This window comes from bacterium (assembly GCA_035307765.1).
In the GTDB taxonomy this organism is placed as follows: Bacteria; Sysuimicrobiota; Sysuimicrobiia; order Sysuimicrobiales; family Segetimicrobiaceae; genus Segetimicrobium.
On sequence record DATGHU010000007.1, the window covers coordinates 25,029 to 44,789 of the forward strand.

A 19,761-nucleotide genomic window follows, 5' to 3' on the forward strand; every position below is an offset into this window, starting at 1 on the left:
CGCACCCCCTCCGAGGAAGGCCCGTCTCCTCTGATTCTACCCCGAACGGGGGCGTTTTCCCCCTAGGCCAGTCTTCCTTCCTCACGGCCGGAGGGCGCCACCCGGAGCGCCCCCCACTGCAGGGCGCTCACGCCCGCCAGCGAGCCAAGCGGCGCGGCGACCACCACGGCCTGCCGCACCGGCACTACATCAACCACCGACCCCATCGCCGCGAGCCATCCGCTTTGGTCCACAAGCCCCACCAGGAGATGGCGAAGAGCGCCTTGCGGGATATCGGTCAGCATCCGGTGCTGGGGAATGATGCGTCCCCCGTAGATCGCCGGTCGGGCGGCCGGCAGTGCGCCCAGATCCACCGTGTGCCGCTGCGCCGAAGCGAAGTAGTGGCGAAATCGCATCATCCGCATTTCTCGCCGCACCTCTTGCGGGCGGCTCCGGACATCGGGGGATGGGCGAAGTCGATGCAGGGTGATGTCCGGTGGGACCCTGGCCAGAATCGACTCGACCTCGACGTCCCGCTGGAGGGCCACCACGTGCTGCGGCCGGATGCGTCGCATCTCCTGCCCCCTGGCGTCGGCCGCGGCCGGACCCTCGACCCATCCCGTGGTGTCCACGACCACAACCTCGACCTGCCGCACGCGCGCCCACTCCACCGCCCGGACCGTTCCCTCGATCAGGTAGCGGTGGACGTTTCGCGGCGAGGTGTCTCCAACGAAGAACGCGGCGGCGGGGGGGAACTGCTCCATGCTGCGGACCGGAGTCCGCGCCACGGCCAGCCCGACGGTCGCCGGGGGCCCGATGTCGGACTGCCCGGTGTCGGCATCGACTACCACGACGGAACGCCCCGCCCGCAGTGCGGCGTTGGCGATCGCCGTAGCCGTGGTCGTCTTGCCCACGTCTACGGGCCCCAGCATCACGACGACGCCCCGAAGATCCGGGATCGCCTCCACCGTCTGCCGGGACTGAGGAACGTCCACGCTGCGGCCCTCGGGCCCGCGGGGGTGGCCGCTCGGGGCTCTACCCGGCGGCGCCCGCTTTCGCCTCCAACTTCTTCTTGATCCGCTTCAGACGGAACACATCCTCGCGCGCCCGCTGCTCCAGGACATCCCGGATGTAACGGATCTCGCCGCGGATGCGCGGGATGACCACCTGTTCGAGCGCGTTCACGCGCCGAGTGGTCTTCTTGATCTCCTCGCCGATCTTCCGGAGCGTGATCTCGGTGCTCGCCACCTCCAGGATCGCCCCGACCACCTCTTCGAAGTGGTCCGCGCTCTCGACGGTCCGCGCGGTGACCGCCACCGGATCCTGACCCCGGGCAAGAATCGATCGCCGGACGTCGTTGGTGGTGATCGTCGGGATGCGGGTCCCCCAGATATTTTTGGTCTCGATTTCTACTTCCAGCCGGCGCGAATCGGCGAGGGCGGCCCCTTCGAGCACCTCCCGACCCTCGACCGCCTTGGCGAGGCTCAGCAGCGTGTACGCTTCCTCCGCCGACTTGGTGAGGCGCTCGCGCGCGGCCAAGGCCCGGCGCACGATGTTAAAGAAATCGGCGACGAGCGCGTCGCGCTTGCGCTTCAGCAGATCGACCCCCTGCTGCGCCAGCTTGACCTGGTTTTGGCGCTGGAGCAGGTTCATCCGGGTTGGGCTGATCGTCTCAGCCATTCGGCACCCCCTCCTGCACCGCCGACGTCATCACCCCACCGCCCCCCGGTCTCATCCCGGTCGCTCACCCGGCCGAAACATCCGGTCCATCTGTTCGCCGAAGTAGTATTTGTCGACGTGGTCGCGGCTGATGCGGGTCAAGGCGCCCTTCGGGAAGGTCGAGAGCAGCTTCCAGCCCAGGGTCAGCGAATCTTGAATCGAGCGGTCCGCCTGGCCCTGCGCGATGAAGTCCTTCTCGAACCGATCGGCGAACCGGAGGTAGAGGCGGTCGTTCTCCGTCAACGCCTCTTCACCGATGATCGCGACGAGCCGGCGCAGATCCAGGCCTTGGGCGTAGGCGGAGTAGAGCTGGTCGGCCACCTGACGGTGGTCTTCGCGCGTCCGGCCTTTGCCGATCCCGTTGTTCATCAGCCGCGAGAGGCTGGGGAGCGGGTTGATCGGCGGATATCCGCCCTGCCGGTGAAGCGGCCGGCTGAGGACCAGTTGTCCCTCGGTGATGTACCCGGTCAGATCGGCGATCGGGTGGGTGATGTCATCGTCCGGCATCGTCAGGATCGGGAACTGGGTGATCGTGCCCTTCTTCCCTTTGATGCGGCCGGCGCGCTCATAGATGCTGGCGAGGTCGGTGTACATGTAGCCGGGGTAGCCGCGACGGCCCGGGATCTCCTCGCGGGCGGCCCCGATCTCCCGCAGCGCCTCGCAGTAGTTGGTCATATCGGTGAGGATGACGAGCACCTGCATATCGAGTTCGTAGGCGAGGTATTCGGCCACCGTCAGCGCCGCGCGCGGGGTCATCAACCGTTCGATCGTCGGGTCGTCGGCGAGGTTCATGAAGACGACGCTGCGCGCCAGCGCGCCGGTGCTCTCGAACTCGTGGATGAAGAACGCGGCCTCACGCTGGGTGATCCCCATGGCGCCGAACACGACCGAGAACTGCTCGGCCTCGCCGAGGACCTTCGCCTGACGGGCGATCTGGGCGGCGATCTCGTTCGCCGGCAGCCCCGCACCCGAGAAAATCGGCAGCTTCTGCCCGCGCACAAGCGTGTTCATGACGTCGATCGTCGAGATGCCCGTCTGGATGAACTCCGCCGGCTTCTCGCGGGCGACGGGGTTGATCGGTGCACCGAGGATGGGCAGCCGCTTTTCCGGGATGATCGGCGGCAGGCCGTCGATCGGGTCGCCCAGGCCGTTGAACCGCCGGCCGATCATCTCCCGGCTCACGCCGATCCGGGCGACGTCCTCGCGCAGGCTGAGCGACGTCTTCACCAGATCCATCCCGCGGGTCTCCTCGAACACCTGGATCACCGCGTTGCGTTCGGAAACCTCGATCACCTGGCCGCCGCGGGTGCTGCCGTCCTGGACGTGGATCTCCACGATCGCGCCGTAGGACAGGTCGCGGGCTCCCTCAACGAACAGGAGCGGCCCCGAGATGTAATTGATGCTGGTGTAGCGCTTGGTCGACAGCTGCATTGTCCGCGCTCCCTCTCCTAGGCTTGCGTCCCGGCACGGCGCCCGTCGCCGGGCGCCCCCACGGCGGCCCCGCCTTTGGCGTGCTCGCCGAAGGCCGCCGGCAGGGACTTCAGGAACTCATCGGCGTGCGCCCGGAACTTATCGTTCGCCACCTCTTTGAACCGGGCGATCTGCTCGTTCTGCGGGAGGTTGATGATCTCGTCGATCGCCATTCCGCGCTCGAGGGCGGCCGTGGCGGCCTCGTAAAAGCCCCGGATCGCTCGGACCATCCAGTAGGATTTCTCCAGCGAGCTGGAGGCGTCGATTTCGCTGAAGGCGCTCTGTTGCAGGAAGAATTCGCGAATCATCTTTCCGGTCTCGATCACCAACCGCTCCTGGTCCTGGAGGGCGTCGGGGCCGACGAGCTGGACCACCTCTTGCAGTCCCGCCTCCCGGGAGAGAATAGCGCTCACCCAGCTGCGCTGGTCGGTGAAGTCCTCGGCCACGTTCTTCGCGTACCAGGAGTTGAGCAGCGTCTCGTACAGACTGTAGGATCGGTTCCAGTTGATCGCCGGGAAGTGCCGCCGGTACGCCAGCTGCGCATCGAGCGACCAAAACGTTCCGACGATGCGGAGCGTGCTCTGGGTCACCGGTTCCGACAGGTCCCCGCCGGGGGGGCTGACGGCGCCCACCACGGTGACCGCTCCGACCCGCTCGTCCGCGCCGAGCACGACCGCCCGGCCCGCCCGCTCGTAGAAGGCGGAAAGGCGGCTGGCGAGGTACGGAGGATACCCTTCCTCCGCGGGCATCTCCTCGAGCCGGGACGAGATCTCCCGCAGCGCCTCCGCCCACCGGCTCGTCGAGTCGGCCATCAGAGCCACGCGGTAGCCCATGTCGCGGAAGTACTCCGCCATGGTCACCCCGGTGTAGATGCTCGCCTCGCGCGCCGCCACCGGCATGTTCGAGGTGTTGGCGACGAGGATCGTCCGCTCCATCAGCGGCCGGCCGTTCCGAGGATCTTCCAGTTCGGGGAACTCCGTCAGCACGTCGGTCATCTCGTTCCCGCGCTCGCCGCAGCCGACGTAGACGATGATATCCGCGTTCGACCACTTGGAGAGGGTCTGCTGCACGACGGTCTTGCCGCTCCCGAACGGCCCGGGCACCGCCGCCGTCCCCCCCATCGCCACTGGAAAGAGCACGTCCAGGATCCGCTGACCGGTCACGAAGAGCTCGGTCGGGTCGAGTTTGCGGCTGACCGGACGGGGGAAACGCACGGGCCACGTCTGCATCATCCGGAATTCGGTGCCGTCCCCGAGGCGTGCCACGACATCGGTGACGGTAAACTCACCGCTGCGAATCTCCGCGATCTCGCCCCCCGCGGCATCCGGCGGCACCATAATCCGATGCGCGTACGAATACTCCTGGACCTCCCCCAGGATGTCTCCCGGACCGACGCGGTCACCCTTCTTGACCTTGGGGACGAACGCCCACTTCCGGGCGCGGTCGAGCGACGTCACGATCACGCCGCGCGAGATGAAGTCCCCCTGAGCCTCCCGGATCTTGTCAAGCGGGCGCTGGATGCCGTCGTAAATACTGCTGAGCATCCCCGGCCCGAGTTCCAGCGTCAGGGGCGCATCGGTCGACTCCACCGGTTCGCCAACGTACAATCCCGACGTATCCTCGTAGACCTGGACAAACGCCGTGTCCCCGTCAAGGCGGATGATCTCCCCGATCAGCTTCTCTTTGCCGACGCGGACGATGTCGTACATTCGCGCCCCGACCAGGCCCCGCGCGATCACCGCCGGGCCAGAGATGCGCGTGATTTCCCCCGCTGTCCCTGCCATGTGTCCGTCCTCTCCGGCGCGGCTGCGCGCCCGCCGCGCTCACGGCGCTCGGTGCTACTTCAGCTTCACGGCAAACCCGATATGCTCCTTCACCAACCGCGCGATGTAGGCTTCTCCGCTCTCGAGGTGCGCCCTCGGCGCTGGAAGCGGCACGACGACCGGCAGGTCGCGCCCCCGAAGGAGCCGCCCCCGGGCATCGTCGGTGCCCCGCAGGAGATCTTCGTTGACGATCAGCAGCCCGTACCCGGCCGCCGCGTACTCGCGGATCAATTCCAGCGCCGCCTCAGGCGACGCCGCCTCCCGAACCTCGACCCCGGCCAGGCGAAAGCCCGTCGCGGTCTCGCTGTCGGTGATGACCACCACTTTATGCACCGACCAACTCCTGTCGGGCGACGTCCGCCGACAATCCCAGCAGCCGGGCGTGCGCAATCACGCGCAGGTTGCTGACCTCGGCGGCCTTGCGGGTCAAGTACCCGATCACCACATCCAGCGCCAGCGGATCGCCCAACGAGAGCTGCGCGGCCCTCCGCTGGGTCGCCCGATCGATCGCCCGCTCCACCTCCAGCAGGTTGTCGGTCCCCGTGAGTTCGACCCCAACCAGCCGAAGGCCGGTGGTCTCGGCCAAGCTCGATTGCGGATCGGCAAGGGTGAGGAATTGCGCGGCGGACAGCCCGCCGCCGATAATGAAGAATCGCTCCCGCTCTTCGCGGGACAGCTCCTTCATCCGCCGGAGCTTTAGTGCCGTCTTGACGTTGGTCGCGGTGATTTCGGCTCCGAGGAAACGCCGGAAGGTCGCTTCGCCGTCCCCTTCCCCGTCGGCGACCCTCAGCCCGTGTTGGGCGTAGGCGCGGTCCAGCGCCAGTTCGATATCGACCAGGCTCCCGCTGCGCTGGGCCGCATCGACCCCCGCCCGCAGCGCGCGGCCCAGCGGGTGCATCCAGATCACCAACGTATCGGCGATCGCCCGGAGGTCGGGTTGCTGGAGCAGTTCGCGCAGCTTGGCCTCGCTCAGCACTCCGCCGGGGTAGAGCGTCGCCAGGATCTCCTCCTCGGCCCTGCCGCTGTGTCGACCTCTGACGATCGCCCGGAGGTTTTGCAGATCATACCGCAACAGCACGACTTCAATCTGGCGGCGGGGAGGCCCGTCGGCGAAGCTCAGGATGCGGCGGGTCGCGTGATAGAAGTTCTGGGAGAGGGCCTCGTCGACCGCGCGCAGCCCCGTAAATCGGCTAAGCGCTTCCTGCAGTTCCAAATTATACGGCGTCTCGGTCAGCCCCTGGATGAACGTGTCGAGATCGGCCGCCTGCAGCAGTTCCTCCAGGCGGCCTTGGGGCAGGAGGTGGGATTTCATCACCTTGACGCGGGCGTTGATATAGGGAAAGTCTCCCATCGCCGGGTCGCTCCAGCTACCGTAACGCCGGGCTCATGAGCCCCACAGGGTCTCCGCGATGCGCGAGACCAGGATGGACCGCGTCCGGCTCAGCCTGCTGGCGACGGTATTTTCCACGGCAATCCGCCGGTCCTTGGTTGTGAGGCGCACCCCTCCGCGCACATCGGAGCTCTCCCGAACCTCCATCGCCAGGTGGAGCGCTCGGCACGCCTCCCGCGCCGCGTCGCCGTCCCCGGGGGGGATCTCCAGTGTCGCCCCCGACGTTTCGATTCCCTGCACCGCCTCCGCCAGCAGCCGCTGCAGAATCGCGCGCCGGCGGGCCGGGTCCCGGCCCGCCCGCTCGAGTTCCTCGGCGGCTCGGGTGAATACCTCCTGGATCGCCTGATCTTTCGCTTCCAGCAACTGCGCGCCGGCCCGGAGGCTTCCGGCACTGGCGGCGCGGGTGCGGGCCTGCGCCCGCTCGTCTTCCAGGCCCTTGCGTGAGGACGACAGGATCTCCTCCGCCTCCTTGCGGGCGGCGGCCAGGATTTCCGCGACCCGGCGGCGGGCTTCGTCGAGCACCTTGTCTTTCTCCGCCCGGGCTTCCCGCTCAAGGAGCTGAATCAGTTCAGATCCCATCGCGATCCCCTCGAGGGGGCTGTGGCTCAGATTTTTCCATATAGGAAGAAGGCGATCACGAACCCGAAGATCACGAGCGTTTCCGGGATCACCAGGAGCACCAGCATGATGCCGAACATCTCGGGGCGCTCCGCCACCACACCAGCCGCCGCACCGCCAATCCTCGATTGCGCGATTCCCGTGCCGACGGCCCCGAACCCGATCGCGATGCCCGCGCCCACGCCCAGCAGGCCCGGGCCGATGCCGAGGCCGCCGGCCTTGCCCGCCTCCTGCGCCGCCGCCATCGCGGTGAAGGACACCACGTACAATGCCATCAAGACCAGAACCAACATCGCCCCCCGACGTTTCACTCTATCCACCTCCGGTACGTTGGAATGGCCGGTACGGGTGCCCCGTATCCTGATAGTACTTGAACTTCGAAAAGAACTCGACCCAGAAGAGTCGGGCCGGCTGCAGGATGTGCCCGATGATCGTCAGCCCGAAGAACAAGATATGCGCCACCGCGCCGACGAAGATGCCCAGGATGATCTTGGAAAACGCCCCGGTGTACCCTCCGCCGAGCGTGTTGGCGACGATCGCCAGGGCGAGCGAGGCCATGCCCACGGCGAAGATTCGGGCGTACGAGATGATGGCGCCGAAGGTGGAGATGGACTCCATCACCCACATCAAGCTCCCCAAGGTGAGCGAGAGAATCAGCGAGAGCAAGAACACCACCGCCGCTCCCAGCATCACCGGGCTGAAGAAGGCGGGCGGCAGCACGTGCACCTGGGTGGCGAGCCACAAAAATACGGTGGTGCCTCCGCTGAACAACGCTATGGCCTCGAGTAGCTCTTTGCGTTCCCCGTGCCGCAGGGCCTTCGCCATCTGCATGAACAACCCGAGGTAGACCTGGGCGAGACCAAACCCGATCGAGATGTACAGGTAGATGGTGATGAGCGCCAAGCGATCGAACCACGGATGAAACCCGGGGATGAATCGGGCGGGAAGATCTCCAAAGAACTCCCCAAAGATGACCCCGAAGAGAAAGGTCCACCCCGTCATCCAGCCGAGCACGGTGACCACCGACCACAATACCGTGGGGGTGAGGGTGAACCCAAAGTCGATCCCCGCGATCGCCGCCCGCCAGGGGCGGCGGGCGAGCGCCTTCGCCCGCAGCCAGAGCGTGATCCCCAGCAGGAACAGCCCGTAGCCGATATCCCCGATGATGAGACCGACCCACAGCGGCATCCCGATGGCGAAGAGGACAGTGGGGTCGAACGTCCCGTACTTCGGCGGATCAAAGATGGCCAGAAACATCTCGAACGGCCGGAGCCATCCCGGGTTGTCGAGCAGCACCGGAACGCCCTCGGCGTGGTGAACCGGCGCCGGTTCATCGAACACCATCACCTCTCGCCCGAACTGCCGGCGAAGGCCCTCCCGCACCGCGGCGACCTGCCGGGTGGGGGTCCATCCGTAGATCATGAAGGCGTACCGGGACTGGGGGAGCTGCCCCATCAATTCGAACCGGTGTCCCGCGTCGCGGACGACGGTGGCGATCGCGCCGACCTCGGCCCGATGGCGCTGGCTCAATTGCATCAACCGACGCCGGAGCCCCTCGATCTCTCCCGGCAGCGCCTGGCCGCGGGACCGCAGGTGGGGCACGGCCTGGCCGAGGGGCAGCCCCCGAACGCTCGCCGGCAGACGCAGCTCGGTGACACCGGCCCTCGTGAGGACCCCGCGGACCGCCTCTTCGTCCTGGCGGGCAAAGGCGACGACTCCGCCGATCCGCTGGTCATCGACCGGGTGGCTGACCAGCTCCGCCCGCCCCTCGACGGCCTTTCGCAACTCCGCGCGCAGGCCGTCCAATGCCGTGGGGGGCTTTGCGTCCACAACGAACCCGATCGCGTCGACACGCTTGCGGCCTCCCAGCAGCGCAAGCAGTGGAGTCAGGATCTCCAGGGCCCGCCCGTAGGCACGCAGGAGTTCTTGCTCCTCCTCGGCATTCAGCAGGCCTCGGGTCAGGTCCTGTGCCTCGGTCTCAATCGGCGCCAGGCGCGCCCGCAGCGCGTCGGGGAGCTGATCCGCATACGGCACGGTGTCCGACGGGGGGGTCTCGATGACGGGAAGAAGCGCCAGGATGCCCTCGGCCTGCGTCCGCACCCCGTCCAATGCCGCGCGTTCCGTCTGATCTTCCGCGCTCAACCCCCGCGCTCCGATGGCGGGATCCAGCGGACGGATGTGATCGATGTGCAGGGCGCCAAGCCGCTGGACCGCCTCGATGACCGAGCGCTGCAGCCGACGAGGGCCGAGCACGGTCATCCGGCTCATCGAAACGATCACTGAGGCTCCCCGAGGACCTCGCGGACGACGAGGGCGACCGCCTCGCGCATTCGCGCGGCGGCCCGTTCCCGGATCGCCGCGGCATCCGTGCGAGCCCGCGCCAGAAGCTCTTCGCCGACGGCCTGCGCCTCGGCGGTAGCCGCGGCGGACGACGCGCCGGCCTCCTGCTGCACCTGGGCCCGGGCACGTGCGCGGATGGCGTCAGCTTCCCGCTGCGCCTCGTCCACTTGCCGCGCCGCTTCTTCCTGCGCGCGAATCAGTTCCGCCTGCAACTGTTCTTCTTTTTGTGCGATCTCTCGGATGATCGAGTCGGCCGACGCGGATTTCGAGGTTTCGTGCTGAGCCATGAACTCTCCCGAGGGCAAAAAATATCGGCCGCACTCCGAACCCCTAGCCACCGGTCCACAGCGCAGCCCGCCAAGGATCGGACCGCAAGCCCGCATCATGCTAACAAACGACGTAAACCGATGTCAAGGTATACAAGAATTGCCGGCTCGAACACGCGATCCCGTCGATCAAAACTTGCCGAGCGTCGCGGCCGTGCTGACCAAGTCGATAAACCGCTGGGGGAAGATGCCGACAAGCAGGGTCCCGAGCACGGTGATCCCCAGCAGCATCCGTGCCGTGGCCGTTTCCGGAACCCGCGCCGCATCGTCGGGTGCCGGAGTGAGCCACATCGCCCGCACGACGCCCACATAGTAGAAGAGCGAGACCACGCTGTTCAGGATGGCCACGACCGCCAGCCAGAGAAACCCGCTGTTGATCGCCGAGGCAAAGAGGAGCAGCTTCCCGAAGAACAGCGCGGTCGGCGGAATGCCGATCAGCGACAGCATGAAGATCCCCATCGCCACCGCAGAGAACGGCGCACGCGTGGATAGTCCGGCGTAATCGGCGATGGCGCTGGAACCCAGCGCGCGCTCCACGATCACGGCGACCCCGAAGGCGCCGATGTTCGTGAAGGTGTAGGCGAAGAGATAAAAGAGCAGCGCCGCCTGTCCCGATCCCACCGCCGTCTGACTGGAGGCCAGCGCCACCACGCCCATCAACATGTAGCCGGCGTGTGCGATCGAGCTGTAGGCCAACATGCGCTTGATGTTCTGCTGGGAGAGCGCCACCAGGTTGCCGAGCGTCATCGTGATCGCGGCCAGGCCGGCCACGATCGTCACCCACGACTGCGGGGGAAGGGCGACGTAGAATACCCGAAGGAGAGCCGCAAAGGCCGCGGCCTTGCTCCCGACCGAGAGGAACGCCGTGATCGGCGTCGGCGCCCCCTCGTAGACGTCGGGGGTCCACTGGTGGAAGGGGACGAGCGAAATCTTGAATCCGAGCCCGGCGAGGATGAGCATCGCCGCGAGCGTCAGGAACCCCGGGCTGAGGAAGGCGGTCCGCTGCATCAGGTGGTAGAGGTTGGTCGTGCCGGCGGCACCGTACAGGTACGTAAACCCGTAGAGCATCACCGCCGACGCCGACGCCCCGTAGAAAAAGTACTTGACGCCGGCCTCGTTGCTCCGCCGGTCGCTCTTCAGCGAACCGGCGAGGACGTACGAGACCAGCGACACGAACTCGATCGCCAGGAACAGCAGAATCAGGTCCGCGGCCGCGGCCATCAGTGCCAACCCGAGCACCATGAACACGACCAGGCTGTACACCTCTCCCTCGTAGGCGGTCCTGCGGCCTCGGAAGAACTCCATCGCGGCGAGCAGCACCAGAACCCCGCTCAGGATCGCGATAATCTTGAAAAATGCCGCAAAGGGGTCCACGGCGTAGGTTTCGGCAAAGACGAGTCGGGGCGCGACGTACAGCAGGCCGAGGGAAGGCACCAGGGCGACCAGCAAACCGATCACCCCGGCCCAGCCGACGGCCCGTTTCTGGCCCGGGCCGGTCATCAGGTCAATCGACAGCAGGATCATCCCGAGCACGCCGATGATCAGCTCGGGGGTGATCGCGCTGAGGTCGGCGGTCATCGGCTCATCCCGAGAATCGCGATCGTCGCAAGGTTGACGGCATCGACGAGGGGCCGCGGGTAGATGCCGATGACCACCATCAGTGCCGCCAGGGGGACCAGCGCCCAGCGCTCCCGGCCGTCCAGATCAGACAGACCCGCCCACCGCGGGTTCAAGGGGCCGAAGAAAATCCGATGGATCGTCCACAGGAAAAGGGCCACCGTGATCACCACCCCAACGAGCGCGATCACGGTCAACGTCGGGTAGATCTGGAAGGCCCCCAAAAAGATCAGGAACTCGGCGACGAACCCCATCAACCCCGGGAGACCCAACGAACCGAGCATCATCAAAATCGTCACGCCCGTGTACACCGGCAGCGCCACCCCGAGCCCGCCGAAGTCGCCGACCCCCCGGGTATGCGTCCGGTAATCATAGATCACCCCCACGAGAAAGAACAACGCGCCGGTAATGATGCCGTGCGCCAGCATCTGCATCGTCGCGCCGTTGAGCGCCGTCGCCGCCGCCAGGTTCTGGCGGCCGGCGGCGGAAGCCGCCGCGGCGATCCCGAGCATCACATAGCCCATGTGGTTGACGCTCGAGTAGGCGACCAACTTCTTCAGATCGGTCTGGGCCATCGCCACCATCGCCCCGTAGACCACGCCGATCACGGCGAGGACGGCGACGATCCCCGCCTCCTGGGCGAACGCCTGGGGCAGAAGCGGGAGGGCGATGCGCACGAACCCATAGGTTCCCAGTTTCAGCAGGACGCCGGCGAGCAGCACGCTCCCAGCGGTGGGTGCCTCGACGTGCGCGTCCGGAAGCCAGGTGTGGAACGGGAACATCGGCACCTTGATCGCGAAGCTGAAGAAGAACCCCCAAAAGGCCACAATCGCGAGCGGCAGGTCTCGGCCCAACGGCTGCTGCTGGATCAACACGGGGATGTCGAAGGTCCGTGGGTTCGCGTGAAAGTACAGGATCAAGATCGCCAGCAGCATCGCCAGCGATCCCACCAGCGTGTACAAAAAGAACTTGATCGCCGCGTAGGTCCGCCGCGGTCCACCCCAGATGCCGATGATGAAGTACATCGGCACGAGGCTGACCTCCCAGAAGACGTAAAAAAGGAAGAAATCCAGTGCGAGGAACACCCCGACCATACCGGTCTCGAGGAGCAGGAAGAGGATCATGTACTCCTTGGGGCGCAGGTCCACGCGCCAGGAGTAGATGACGCACAGCAGAGTGAGCAGCGTCGTCAGGATGACGAGCGGCAGGCTCAAGCCGTCCGCGCCCAGGTGGTAGGTGATGCCGACGGACGGAATCCACGTTCGGACCTCGACGAACTGCATCGCCCCGGCATGCGCGCGGTCGAAGGCGAGCCCGGCGCCCACCGACACACCGAACGTCAGCAGCGCCGTCGCCAGCGCCACCCCCCGGATAGCCCGGGGGTTGTCCCGGGACACACACATCAACAGGATCGCCCCGAGGACCGGCAGCCAGAGGATCACGCTGAGTACGGAACTCACCGGACCAACCTGACGAGCACGATGACGACCACGCCGAGAAAGATCAGCAGGAGATAGTTTTCCTCGCGGCCGGTCTGCAGGGACCGCAGGAACCACCCGAACCGTCCCGCGAGCCAGCCCACGGCATTGACGAGCCCGTCGACGACGTAGCGGTCGAAGGCGCCGGCAAGCCAGATCACCGCCCACCCGGCGCGGAGGAACACCCACCCGTAGAAATCATCGACGAAGTACTTGCGCACGAGCAGCGTGTACAGCGGACCGAACCACCGCCGTAGGGCGGTGGACGGGACGATCCGCCAGCGGTAGATCGCGCCCGCCGCCAGCCAGCCGGCCGCCGCCACCAGCACCGAGAACAGGAGCAGCCCCGTGTTCGACGCGGGTTCCTCCACCCCCGGGAACCGCACGAACCGTCCGAACGGATGCTCGGCCAGGCCCAAGAAAATTGAGCAGACGGCGAGGATCACGAGGGGCACGGTCATCACCCGCGGGCTCTCGTGCGGATGCCCACCCCCGTGCGCCGTCCCCCCCGGGGCATCGTGGCCTCCCGCGGTGGCCGCCGCGCCGCGATAACTGCCGGCAAACGTGTACCACATCAACCGCCCCATGTAGAGCGCCGTGACGAACGCGCCGATCGTCCCGATCAGCCAAAGCGCCTTGTTCTGCGTGTAGGCGGCGAGCAGGATCGCGTCCTTGCTGAAGAACCCCGAAAACGGAGGAATCCCGGTGAGTGCCAGCGTGGCGACGAGAAAGGTCCAAAAGGTGACCGGCATCGCCTTGGCCAGCCCGCCCATCTCCTTCATGTTATTGGTGGCGACGGCGTGAATGACGCTCCCGGCGCCCAGGAATAGGAGGGCCTTAAAGAAGGCGTGGGTGATCAAGTGAAACATCCCCGCCGAATACCCCAGCACCCCGAGGCCCATCATCATGTAGCCCAGCTGGCTGACCGTGGAGTAGGCGAGCACGCGCTTGATATCGTCCTCGACGACGCCCATCGTGGCCGCAAACAAGGCGGTGATCCCGCCGATCCACGCCACCACCCAGAGCGCGTTGTGCGCGGGGGAAAGGATGAACAGCGGGAAGGTGCGGGCCACCAGGTACACGCCGGCCGCCACCATCGTCGCCGCGTGGATCAACGCGCTCACCGGGGTCGGCCCCTCCATCGCGTCCGGCAGCCACACGTGGAGAGGCACCTGCGCGGACTTGCCCACCGCGCCGCCGAATACCAAGATCGCGGCGGCGGTCAGCAAGGGGCCGCCGATCTGGCCGGCCTCGATGCCCTTGAACACCTCGGTAAAGTTCAGGGTGTGCGTGTGCAGGAATAGGATCAGGATCCCGATCATCATCGAAAAATCGCCGACCCGGGTCGTGATAAACGCTTTGAGCGCCGCCCGCGCGGCGGAGGGGCGCTCGAACCAGAAACCGATCAGCAAGTAAGAGCACAACCCCACGAGCTCCCACCCGGCGTAGATGAAGAGAAAGTTGTCGGCGAGGACCAGGAAGAGCATCGAGAACTGGAAGAGCGACAGATAGGCGAAGAACCGCGAAAACCGTGGATCCCCGTGCATGTAGCCGACCGAGTAGATGGTGATCAGCGAGGCGACGACCCCCACCATCGCCGCCATGACGGCGCTGAGGGGATCGACGACGAACCCGACGGTCAGCGGGTGGTTGCCCAGGGTGACCCAGCGGTAGGTGAGGTCGGCCCGCGCTCCCATCCCCACCTCTCCCAGGAGCTGCAGGCCGCCCAGGCCCGCCAAGACGATGCCGGCGATGCTCACGAACGCCCCGCGGCCGGGCAACCGGTCGCCCCGCCAGATGATCAGGACGAACGCCAGAAGCGGCATCAGGGGAATGAGCCAGACGTTCTGAGTCATCGGCGGCGGCTCACCATTTCATCAGGTTGATCTCATCGACATAAATCGTCTCCAGGCTCCGGTAGGCCGCGAGGATCAGCGAGAGCCCCACGGCCGCCTCGCAGGCGGCGAGCGTGATGACGATCAGCGCAAAGATCTGCCCCTGCATCGCGCCGGGGGCGCCGTACTTATTGAAGGCGACCAGGTTGATATTCGCCGCGTTGAGCATCAGTTCGATCCCCATCAGGATCGCGACGCCGTTGCGGCGGGTCAGGACCGCATACAGCCCGAGGCAGAACACGAGCGCGCTCAGCACGAGGTAGTGGAGTGGAGTGAGCATCACTACTCCTCTTTCCGGGCGATGATGATCGCCCCAACCAGCGACACGAGGAGGACGATCGACGTCCCCTCAAACACCAAGAGGTTGGGCCCAAGGAAGCTCTGCCCGATCGCCCCCGGGGTGTAGGCGGGCAACGCCCCCGCGGCCCGGCTCCAGGCGGTGTGCATCACCCCGGTGATCAACAGGGCCGCCATCAGCACGGCCACCACGACCCCGATCGGCCCCTGCTCGTTCCGCTGCCGGAGCCGCAGGCCGGTGCCCCCTTCGGTCAACATGATGACGAACAGGATGAGGACGGTGATCGCGCCGGCGTAGATCAGCACCTGAACCCCCGCGAGGAACTCGGCGTTGAGGAGGATGTAGATGCCGGTGACCCCGAGGAAGGCCGGGATCAGGGCGACCGCGCTGTGCACGATGTTGGGGCTCGCGACCACGACCACGCCCGAAAGCAGGAGCACCGCGGCCAGCGCGTAGAACGCGATCACCTCGCCGGTCATCGGTGGACCACCATCACGAAGAACGCGGTCACGACCAGGTTCAGCAGCGCCACCGGAATGAGAATCTTCCAGGAGAAATTGAGGAGTTGGTCGATCCGGAACCGCGGGTAGGTCCACCGGACCCACATGAAGACGAAGATCAGCGCGTAGAGTTTGATGATGAACCACAGGACCGGCGGGAGCACAGGGCCGCGCCACCCCCCGAGGAACAGCGTCACCGCCATCGCGGCCATCGCGAACATCTCCCCGTACTCACCCAGTTGGAACAGGGCGAACCGCATGCCGGTGTATTCGGAGAAGTATCCGGCCACCAGTTCGCTCTCCGCCTCAACGAGATCGAACGGCACCCGGTTCACCTCGGCGGTGGCCGCGATGATGAAAATCAGGAAGGTCACCGGCTGCTCGACCACGTACCACCAGTGCGCCTGAGCGTCGACGATCTTGACCGTGGAGAGCGATCCCGCCAGCATGGCGATGGTGATCAACGCCAGCCCCATCGGGATCTCATAGCTCACCATCTGCGACGCCGACCGGAGCCCGCCGAGCAGCGCATACTTGTTGTTCGACCCCCACCCCGCCATCAGGATCCCCACCACGACCAGCGACGAGGTGGCGGCAAAGTACAAGACGCCGATGTTGAGATCCCGGAAGATCAGCGGTCCCCAGCGGGTGACCCCGAAGGGAATCACCACGTAGTCGAGGAGCGCCGCCAACGGCACCACGAGGACCGCGGTGGCGAAGATCATGGCGTCCGCATGCCGCGGGACGATGTGCTCCTTCTGCAGCAGCTTGATCGTGTCCGCGATGGTCTGCAGCAGGCCCTGCGGACCGACGTGCTTGGGGCCGAGCCGGCTTTGGATCCAACCGCTGATCTTCCGCTCCAGCAGGACGCCAAACATCGCGGCGATGATCGCGACCCCGGAAAAAATAAGGATCGTGCCGACAATGGCCCGCAGCAGTTCAACGTACCAAGGCACCGGATCCGCCTCCGCTAGGACCGCATCGCCGACTGGCGCATCCCTGCCGAGCACCGCCCCCTGCTGGCTTCCGCACCCTCCATCGCTAGACCCACTCCAGCGCACCCCTGCGCCATGCGTAAATCAGGCCCAAGGTCAGAATCACGAGGAAGATCAGGATGTCGTAGAATGCGAGCGGGCCCTGGCCGCGCGAGACGACTGCCCACGGGTAGAGATAGATCACCTCGACGTCAAAGACCACGAAGACAAGCGAGAAGAGGTAATAGCGGACGTTGAACTGGGACCAGGCCTGGCCGATGGTCGGCATGCCGGACTCGTAGGTCTCCAACTTCTGCGGATAGCTACTGCGCGGGCTGATCAGCCAAATGATCAGGAGGGGAAGCGACACCATCGCTGCGCCCACGATGGCGAACACGGCCACGTATCCCCAGTCGAGCAGCATGCCCCTTCACCCCGCCCTCGTGCTGCGTTCCGCGCAGACCCCATCCCGAACCGGGGCACTCGTCTGCCGCCCTCCTCACCCCCGCCGGGCGAGCCGGGGAACGCCCCGGGGCGGCGGGAGGCCAACGACGCTCGGTCGCCTTCTGTGGAGGTCGGCGCACAGTGGACCTGATACAGCAGAACCCGTTTCCGACGGGCAAAAACGCGGATTTTATCGTAGTATTCTTTGCCGAAGGGTGTCAAGTTTCCTACAGCGCCGCGGCGGCCCGCCGCGCTTCCGGCGAGACCGTGGCCAACAGCTGCAGGAGCACCGTCGTGATCTTCCTGGGGTCGTGCCGCACCAACTCCTCTTCGCTGATCAGATCCTCCGAGACGGGACGCAGGCCGAGCGCGCGAATGGCGTCGACGTCCGGCTCAACCGGTTCGGCCCCCTGCTGGCTGTACCGGGCCAGCAGGGCTTGGTTGCGGGGACGCCGGGTGTTGACGAGGACGTAGTCAAAAATCCCCCGCCCACCCTGCTCCAGCAGCACCCGGGCGTGATCGGCGGCGCGAAACCCGCGCGTCTCCCCCTGCTGGGTCATCACGTTGCAGACGTACACCTTCAGGGCGCGCGCGCGCCGCAGGGCATCGACCACCCCGTCGACCAACAGGTTCGGGATCACGCTCGTGTACAGGCTCCCGGGCCCGAGCACGATGATGTCCGCCTCCGCGATGGCGTCGAGCACGTCCAGGAGCGGCCGCACCCGAGCGGGTTTGAGGAACACCCGCCGGATCGTCCCGCCGGCGCCGGTGATCGCGGACTCCCCTTCCACGATCGTCCCATCGCTCATCTCGGCACAGAGGGTCACGTCCTCAAGCGTGGTCGGTAGAACCCGGCCACGGATCGCGAGGACCTTGCTGCATTCTTTGAGCGCCGTCTCGAGATCCCCGGTGACCTGCGACATGCTGGCGATAAAGAGGTTGCCGAAGCTGTGCCCGTCCAGGTCGCCGCCCTTGAACCGGTGCGTGAACAGCTGGGTGAGAAGGGGCTCGGCTTCCGCGAGCGCGACCAGGCAGTTGCGGATGTCCCCCGGGGGCAGGATCCCTTGCTCGCGGCGCAGCCGGCCCGAGGACCCGCCGTCGTCGAACACGGTGACGACGGCCGTGAGGTTCGTCGAAACTTTCTTCAAACCGCGCAGCAGCGTCCCGAGGCCCGTCCCCCCGCCGAGCACCACGATCCGCGGCCCCCGCTGCAGCTGGCGCTGCTGCATGATCATCCCCACCAAGCGCGGGTCCCCCCGCGGCAGGAAAACCCCGACCACGGCCCCGATCGTTTCGCGGATCCCGTACACGATGATCCCGATCCCGAGCAGCAGCAGGACGGTCCCGATGACGATCGGGGAAATGACATGGCCCGTCACGATGTATGCCATGTCGATGGCGCGAATGACCGCGCGCTCCAGCACGTCGAGGAGCTTGAAGTTGACGATGAGCACCACCCCGACACTGACGAGAGAGATGCCGAAGGCCATCAGGGCGATCCAGCGTTTGATGCCGAGCCCAGGCTCCAGCCACCGAAGTGAGAGCCGCACCCGGTCCAGCCCCTGCCGGTTGCGCTTGCCGTTCAGGCTCATTCCTTCCTCACGTCCCGGTGCTTGACCCGCACGACGTAGCCCGCTTCGCGCAAGAATCTGGCCAGTTCATCGCCGACGACCACCGATCGGTGCCGGCCCCCGGTGCATCCGATGGCCACCGTCAGGTGGCTCTTCCCTTCCGCCGTAAACTGCGGCAGGAGGTAGGAGAGCAGTTCGCGCAGCCTCCGCTGGAACTCCGCGGTCTGCGGCGCCCCCAGCACGAACTCGCGAATCTCCGCGCTGCTTCCCGGCAGCGCGCGCAGCGCCTCGACATAGTAGGGATTCGGCAGGAAGCGAACGTCGAAGAGCAGGTCGGAATCGAGGGGGATTCCGTACTTGTAGCCGAAGCTGATCACGGTCACCGTCAACGTCCGGCGGCCGTCGGTCCGCACGAACGAATCCGCCAGCTCCTGCTTGAGCTCCCTCGCCGTCAGCGTGCTGGTGTTGATGATCCGGTGCGCACGCTCCTTGAGCGGCTGCAGACGCCGGCGCTCGGCGCGGATGCCATCGAGCACGCTTCCCCCGAGCGGATGCTTGCGCCGGGTTTCCTCGTAGCGGCGGACCAGGATCTCATCCGAGGCGTCCAGGAACAGAATCTGAAAACGAATGCCGCTTTGGTCCAGGCTCTCCAGTGCCGCCCCCAGCTGGTCGAAAAACTCCCCCCCCCGGATGTCGCTCACCAACGCCACATGCCGGATGCGCCCCTGCGATTCTTTGATCACCTCGGCGAACTTCGGGATGAGCGCGGGGGGCAGGTTGTCGACGCAGAAAAACCCCAAGTCCTCAAGCGAATGGGTGGCGAGCGACTTCCCCGCGCCGCTCAAGCCGGTCACGATGAGGAACTCCATCTCCTCACCGACCACACCCGCGACCGGCTGGCGGCTGGCCATCAGTCCGCGACCAAGCGGCTGAGGACGGCGCTGATCACGCTGAGCACGACGGCGCCGAAGAGGGCCGCCCAAAAACTCGCCAGCTGCAGGCGGTGCGTCAGCCCGGCCACGAGGTAGAGCATCCCAGCGTTTATGACGAGCGTGAAGAGGCCGAGGGTCAAAATCGTCAGGGGCAGCGTCAGGATCAGCACCACCGGCCGGATCACCGCGTTGACGATCCCCAGCACCAGCGCCGCCACGACCGCGCCCCAGAAATCCGAAACCCGGACCCCGGGGACGATCAGCGTGGTCAGATAGAGGGCAATGGCATTAATGATCCACCGAACGATCAATCCCATCGACTTGACTTTTGATTATATCAGGTTGGGTGGACCGGGGATACGCCGGGCGTCGACCGGCGGGGACTCG

20 protein-coding genes are annotated in these 19,761 nt (G+C 66.2%); all 20 read right to left on the minus strand.

Annotated elements, in window-relative coordinates:
- Positions 1 to 62 precede the first annotated feature (62 nt).
- The gene (locus tag VKV57_02410) at positions 63 to 974 is read right to left on the minus strand and encodes a Clp1/GlmU family protein (GenBank protein HLW58758.1); all 912 of its coding nucleotides are present in this window, start codon (positions 972 to 974) and stop codon (positions 63 to 65) included.
- Between the two features lie 40 nt (positions 975 to 1,014).
- On the minus strand, positions 1,015 to 1,659 hold the full coding sequence (locus VKV57_02415; GenBank protein ID HLW58759.1) for a V-type ATP synthase subunit D: 645 nt from the start codon (positions 1,657 to 1,659) through the stop codon (positions 1,015 to 1,017).
- 51 nt (positions 1,660 to 1,710) lie between these two features.
- On the minus strand, positions 1,711 to 3,129 hold the full coding sequence (locus VKV57_02420) for a V-type ATP synthase subunit B (protein HLW58760.1): 1,419 nt from the start codon (positions 3,127 to 3,129) through the stop codon (positions 1,711 to 1,713).
- 17 nt (positions 3,130 to 3,146) lie between these two features.
- Complete coding sequence (locus tag VKV57_02425) at positions 3,147 to 4,952, minus strand: V-type ATP synthase subunit A (protein HLW58761.1); 1,806 nt, start codon at positions 4,950 to 4,952, stop codon at positions 3,147 to 3,149.
- A 54-nt stretch (positions 4,953 to 5,006) separates the two neighbouring features.
- Positions 5,007 to 5,324 carry a V-type ATP synthase subunit F gene (locus tag VKV57_02430; GenBank protein ID HLW58762.1) on the minus strand — a complete coding sequence of 106 codons (318 nt, stop codon included), beginning with the start codon at positions 5,322 to 5,324 and terminating at the stop codon, positions 5,007 to 5,009.
- Positions 5,317 to 6,342 carry a V-type ATPase subunit gene (locus tag VKV57_02435; protein HLW58763.1) on the minus strand — a complete coding sequence of 342 codons (1,026 nt, stop codon included), beginning with the start codon at positions 6,340 to 6,342 and terminating at the stop codon, positions 5,317 to 5,319. The genes VKV57_02430 and VKV57_02435 overlap by 8 nt, the downstream gene beginning before the upstream one ends.
- Positions 6,343 to 6,375: 33 nt before the next feature.
- Positions 6,376 to 6,960 carry a V-type ATP synthase subunit E gene (locus VKV57_02440; GenBank protein HLW58764.1) on the minus strand — a complete coding sequence of 195 codons (585 nt, stop codon included), beginning with the start codon at positions 6,958 to 6,960 and terminating at the stop codon, positions 6,376 to 6,378.
- 26 nt (positions 6,961 to 6,986) lie between these two features.
- Positions 6,987 to 7,292, minus strand: a complete 306-nt coding sequence (locus tag VKV57_02445) for a F0F1 ATP synthase subunit C (GenBank protein HLW58765.1) — start codon at positions 7,290 to 7,292, stop codon at positions 6,987 to 6,989.
- A 19-nt stretch (positions 7,293 to 7,311) separates the two neighbouring features.
- Positions 7,312 to 9,279, minus strand: coding sequence for a hypothetical protein (locus VKV57_02450; GenBank protein HLW58766.1), 1,968 nt, complete (start codon positions 9,277 to 9,279; stop codon positions 7,312 to 7,314).
- On the minus strand, positions 9,276 to 9,626 hold the full coding sequence (locus VKV57_02455) for a V-type ATPase subunit subunit G family protein (GenBank protein ID HLW58767.1): 351 nt from the start codon (positions 9,624 to 9,626) through the stop codon (positions 9,276 to 9,278). The genes VKV57_02450 and VKV57_02455 overlap by 4 nt, the downstream gene beginning before the upstream one ends.
- Positions 9,627 to 9,794: 168 nt before the next feature.
- Positions 9,795 to 11,243: an NADH-quinone oxidoreductase subunit N gene (locus VKV57_02460; protein ID HLW58768.1), complete on the minus strand. Its 1,449-nt coding sequence runs from the start codon at positions 11,241 to 11,243 to the stop codon at positions 9,795 to 9,797.
- The gene (locus tag VKV57_02465; GenBank protein ID HLW58769.1) at positions 11,240 to 12,742 is read right to left on the minus strand and encodes an NADH-quinone oxidoreductase subunit M; all 1,503 of its coding nucleotides are present in this window, start codon (positions 12,740 to 12,742) and stop codon (positions 11,240 to 11,242) included. Before VKV57_02465 ends, VKV57_02460 begins: the two co-directional genes overlap by 4 nt.
- Positions 12,739 to 14,616: an NADH-quinone oxidoreductase subunit L gene (gene nuoL, locus VKV57_02470; GenBank protein HLW58770.1), complete on the minus strand. Its 1,878-nt coding sequence runs from the start codon at positions 14,614 to 14,616 to the stop codon at positions 12,739 to 12,741. Before nuoL ends, VKV57_02465 begins: the two co-directional genes overlap by 4 nt.
- 10 nt (positions 14,617 to 14,626) lie before the next feature.
- Complete coding sequence (gene nuoK, locus VKV57_02475; protein ID HLW58771.1) at positions 14,627 to 14,938, minus strand: NADH-quinone oxidoreductase subunit NuoK; 312 nt, start codon at positions 14,936 to 14,938, stop codon at positions 14,627 to 14,629.
- Positions 14,938 to 15,432 (minus strand): NADH-quinone oxidoreductase subunit J, encoded by a 495-nt coding sequence (locus VKV57_02480; GenBank protein HLW58772.1) that lies wholly within the window; start codon positions 15,430 to 15,432, stop codon positions 14,938 to 14,940. Before VKV57_02480 ends, nuoK begins: the two co-directional genes overlap by 1 nt.
- Positions 15,429 to 16,409, minus strand: coding sequence for an NADH-quinone oxidoreductase subunit NuoH (gene nuoH, locus VKV57_02485; protein ID HLW58773.1), 981 nt, complete (start codon positions 16,407 to 16,409; stop codon positions 15,429 to 15,431). Before nuoH ends, VKV57_02480 begins: the two co-directional genes overlap by 4 nt.
- Positions 16,410 to 16,494: 85 nt before the next feature.
- A complete protein-coding gene (locus tag VKV57_02490) occupies positions 16,495 to 16,851 on the minus strand; it encodes an NADH-quinone oxidoreductase subunit A (protein HLW58774.1) in 357 nt (118 codons plus the stop codon).
- A 247-nt stretch (positions 16,852 to 17,098) separates the two neighbouring features.
- Positions 17,099 to 18,463 carry a gluconeogenesis factor YvcK family protein gene (locus VKV57_02495; protein HLW58775.1) on the minus strand — a complete coding sequence of 455 codons (1,365 nt, stop codon included), beginning with the start codon at positions 18,461 to 18,463 and terminating at the stop codon, positions 17,099 to 17,101.
- Positions 18,460 to 19,311, minus strand: a complete 852-nt coding sequence (gene rapZ / locus VKV57_02500) for an RNase adapter RapZ (GenBank protein ID HLW58776.1) — start codon at positions 19,309 to 19,311, stop codon at positions 18,460 to 18,462. The genes VKV57_02495 and rapZ overlap by 4 nt, the downstream gene beginning before the upstream one ends.
- Positions 19,312 to 19,352: 41 nt before the next feature.
- Positions 19,353 to 19,691 (minus strand): phage holin family protein, encoded by a 339-nt coding sequence (locus VKV57_02505; protein HLW58777.1) that lies wholly within the window; start codon positions 19,689 to 19,691, stop codon positions 19,353 to 19,355.
- Between the last annotated feature and the right edge of the window lie 70 nt (positions 19,692 to 19,761).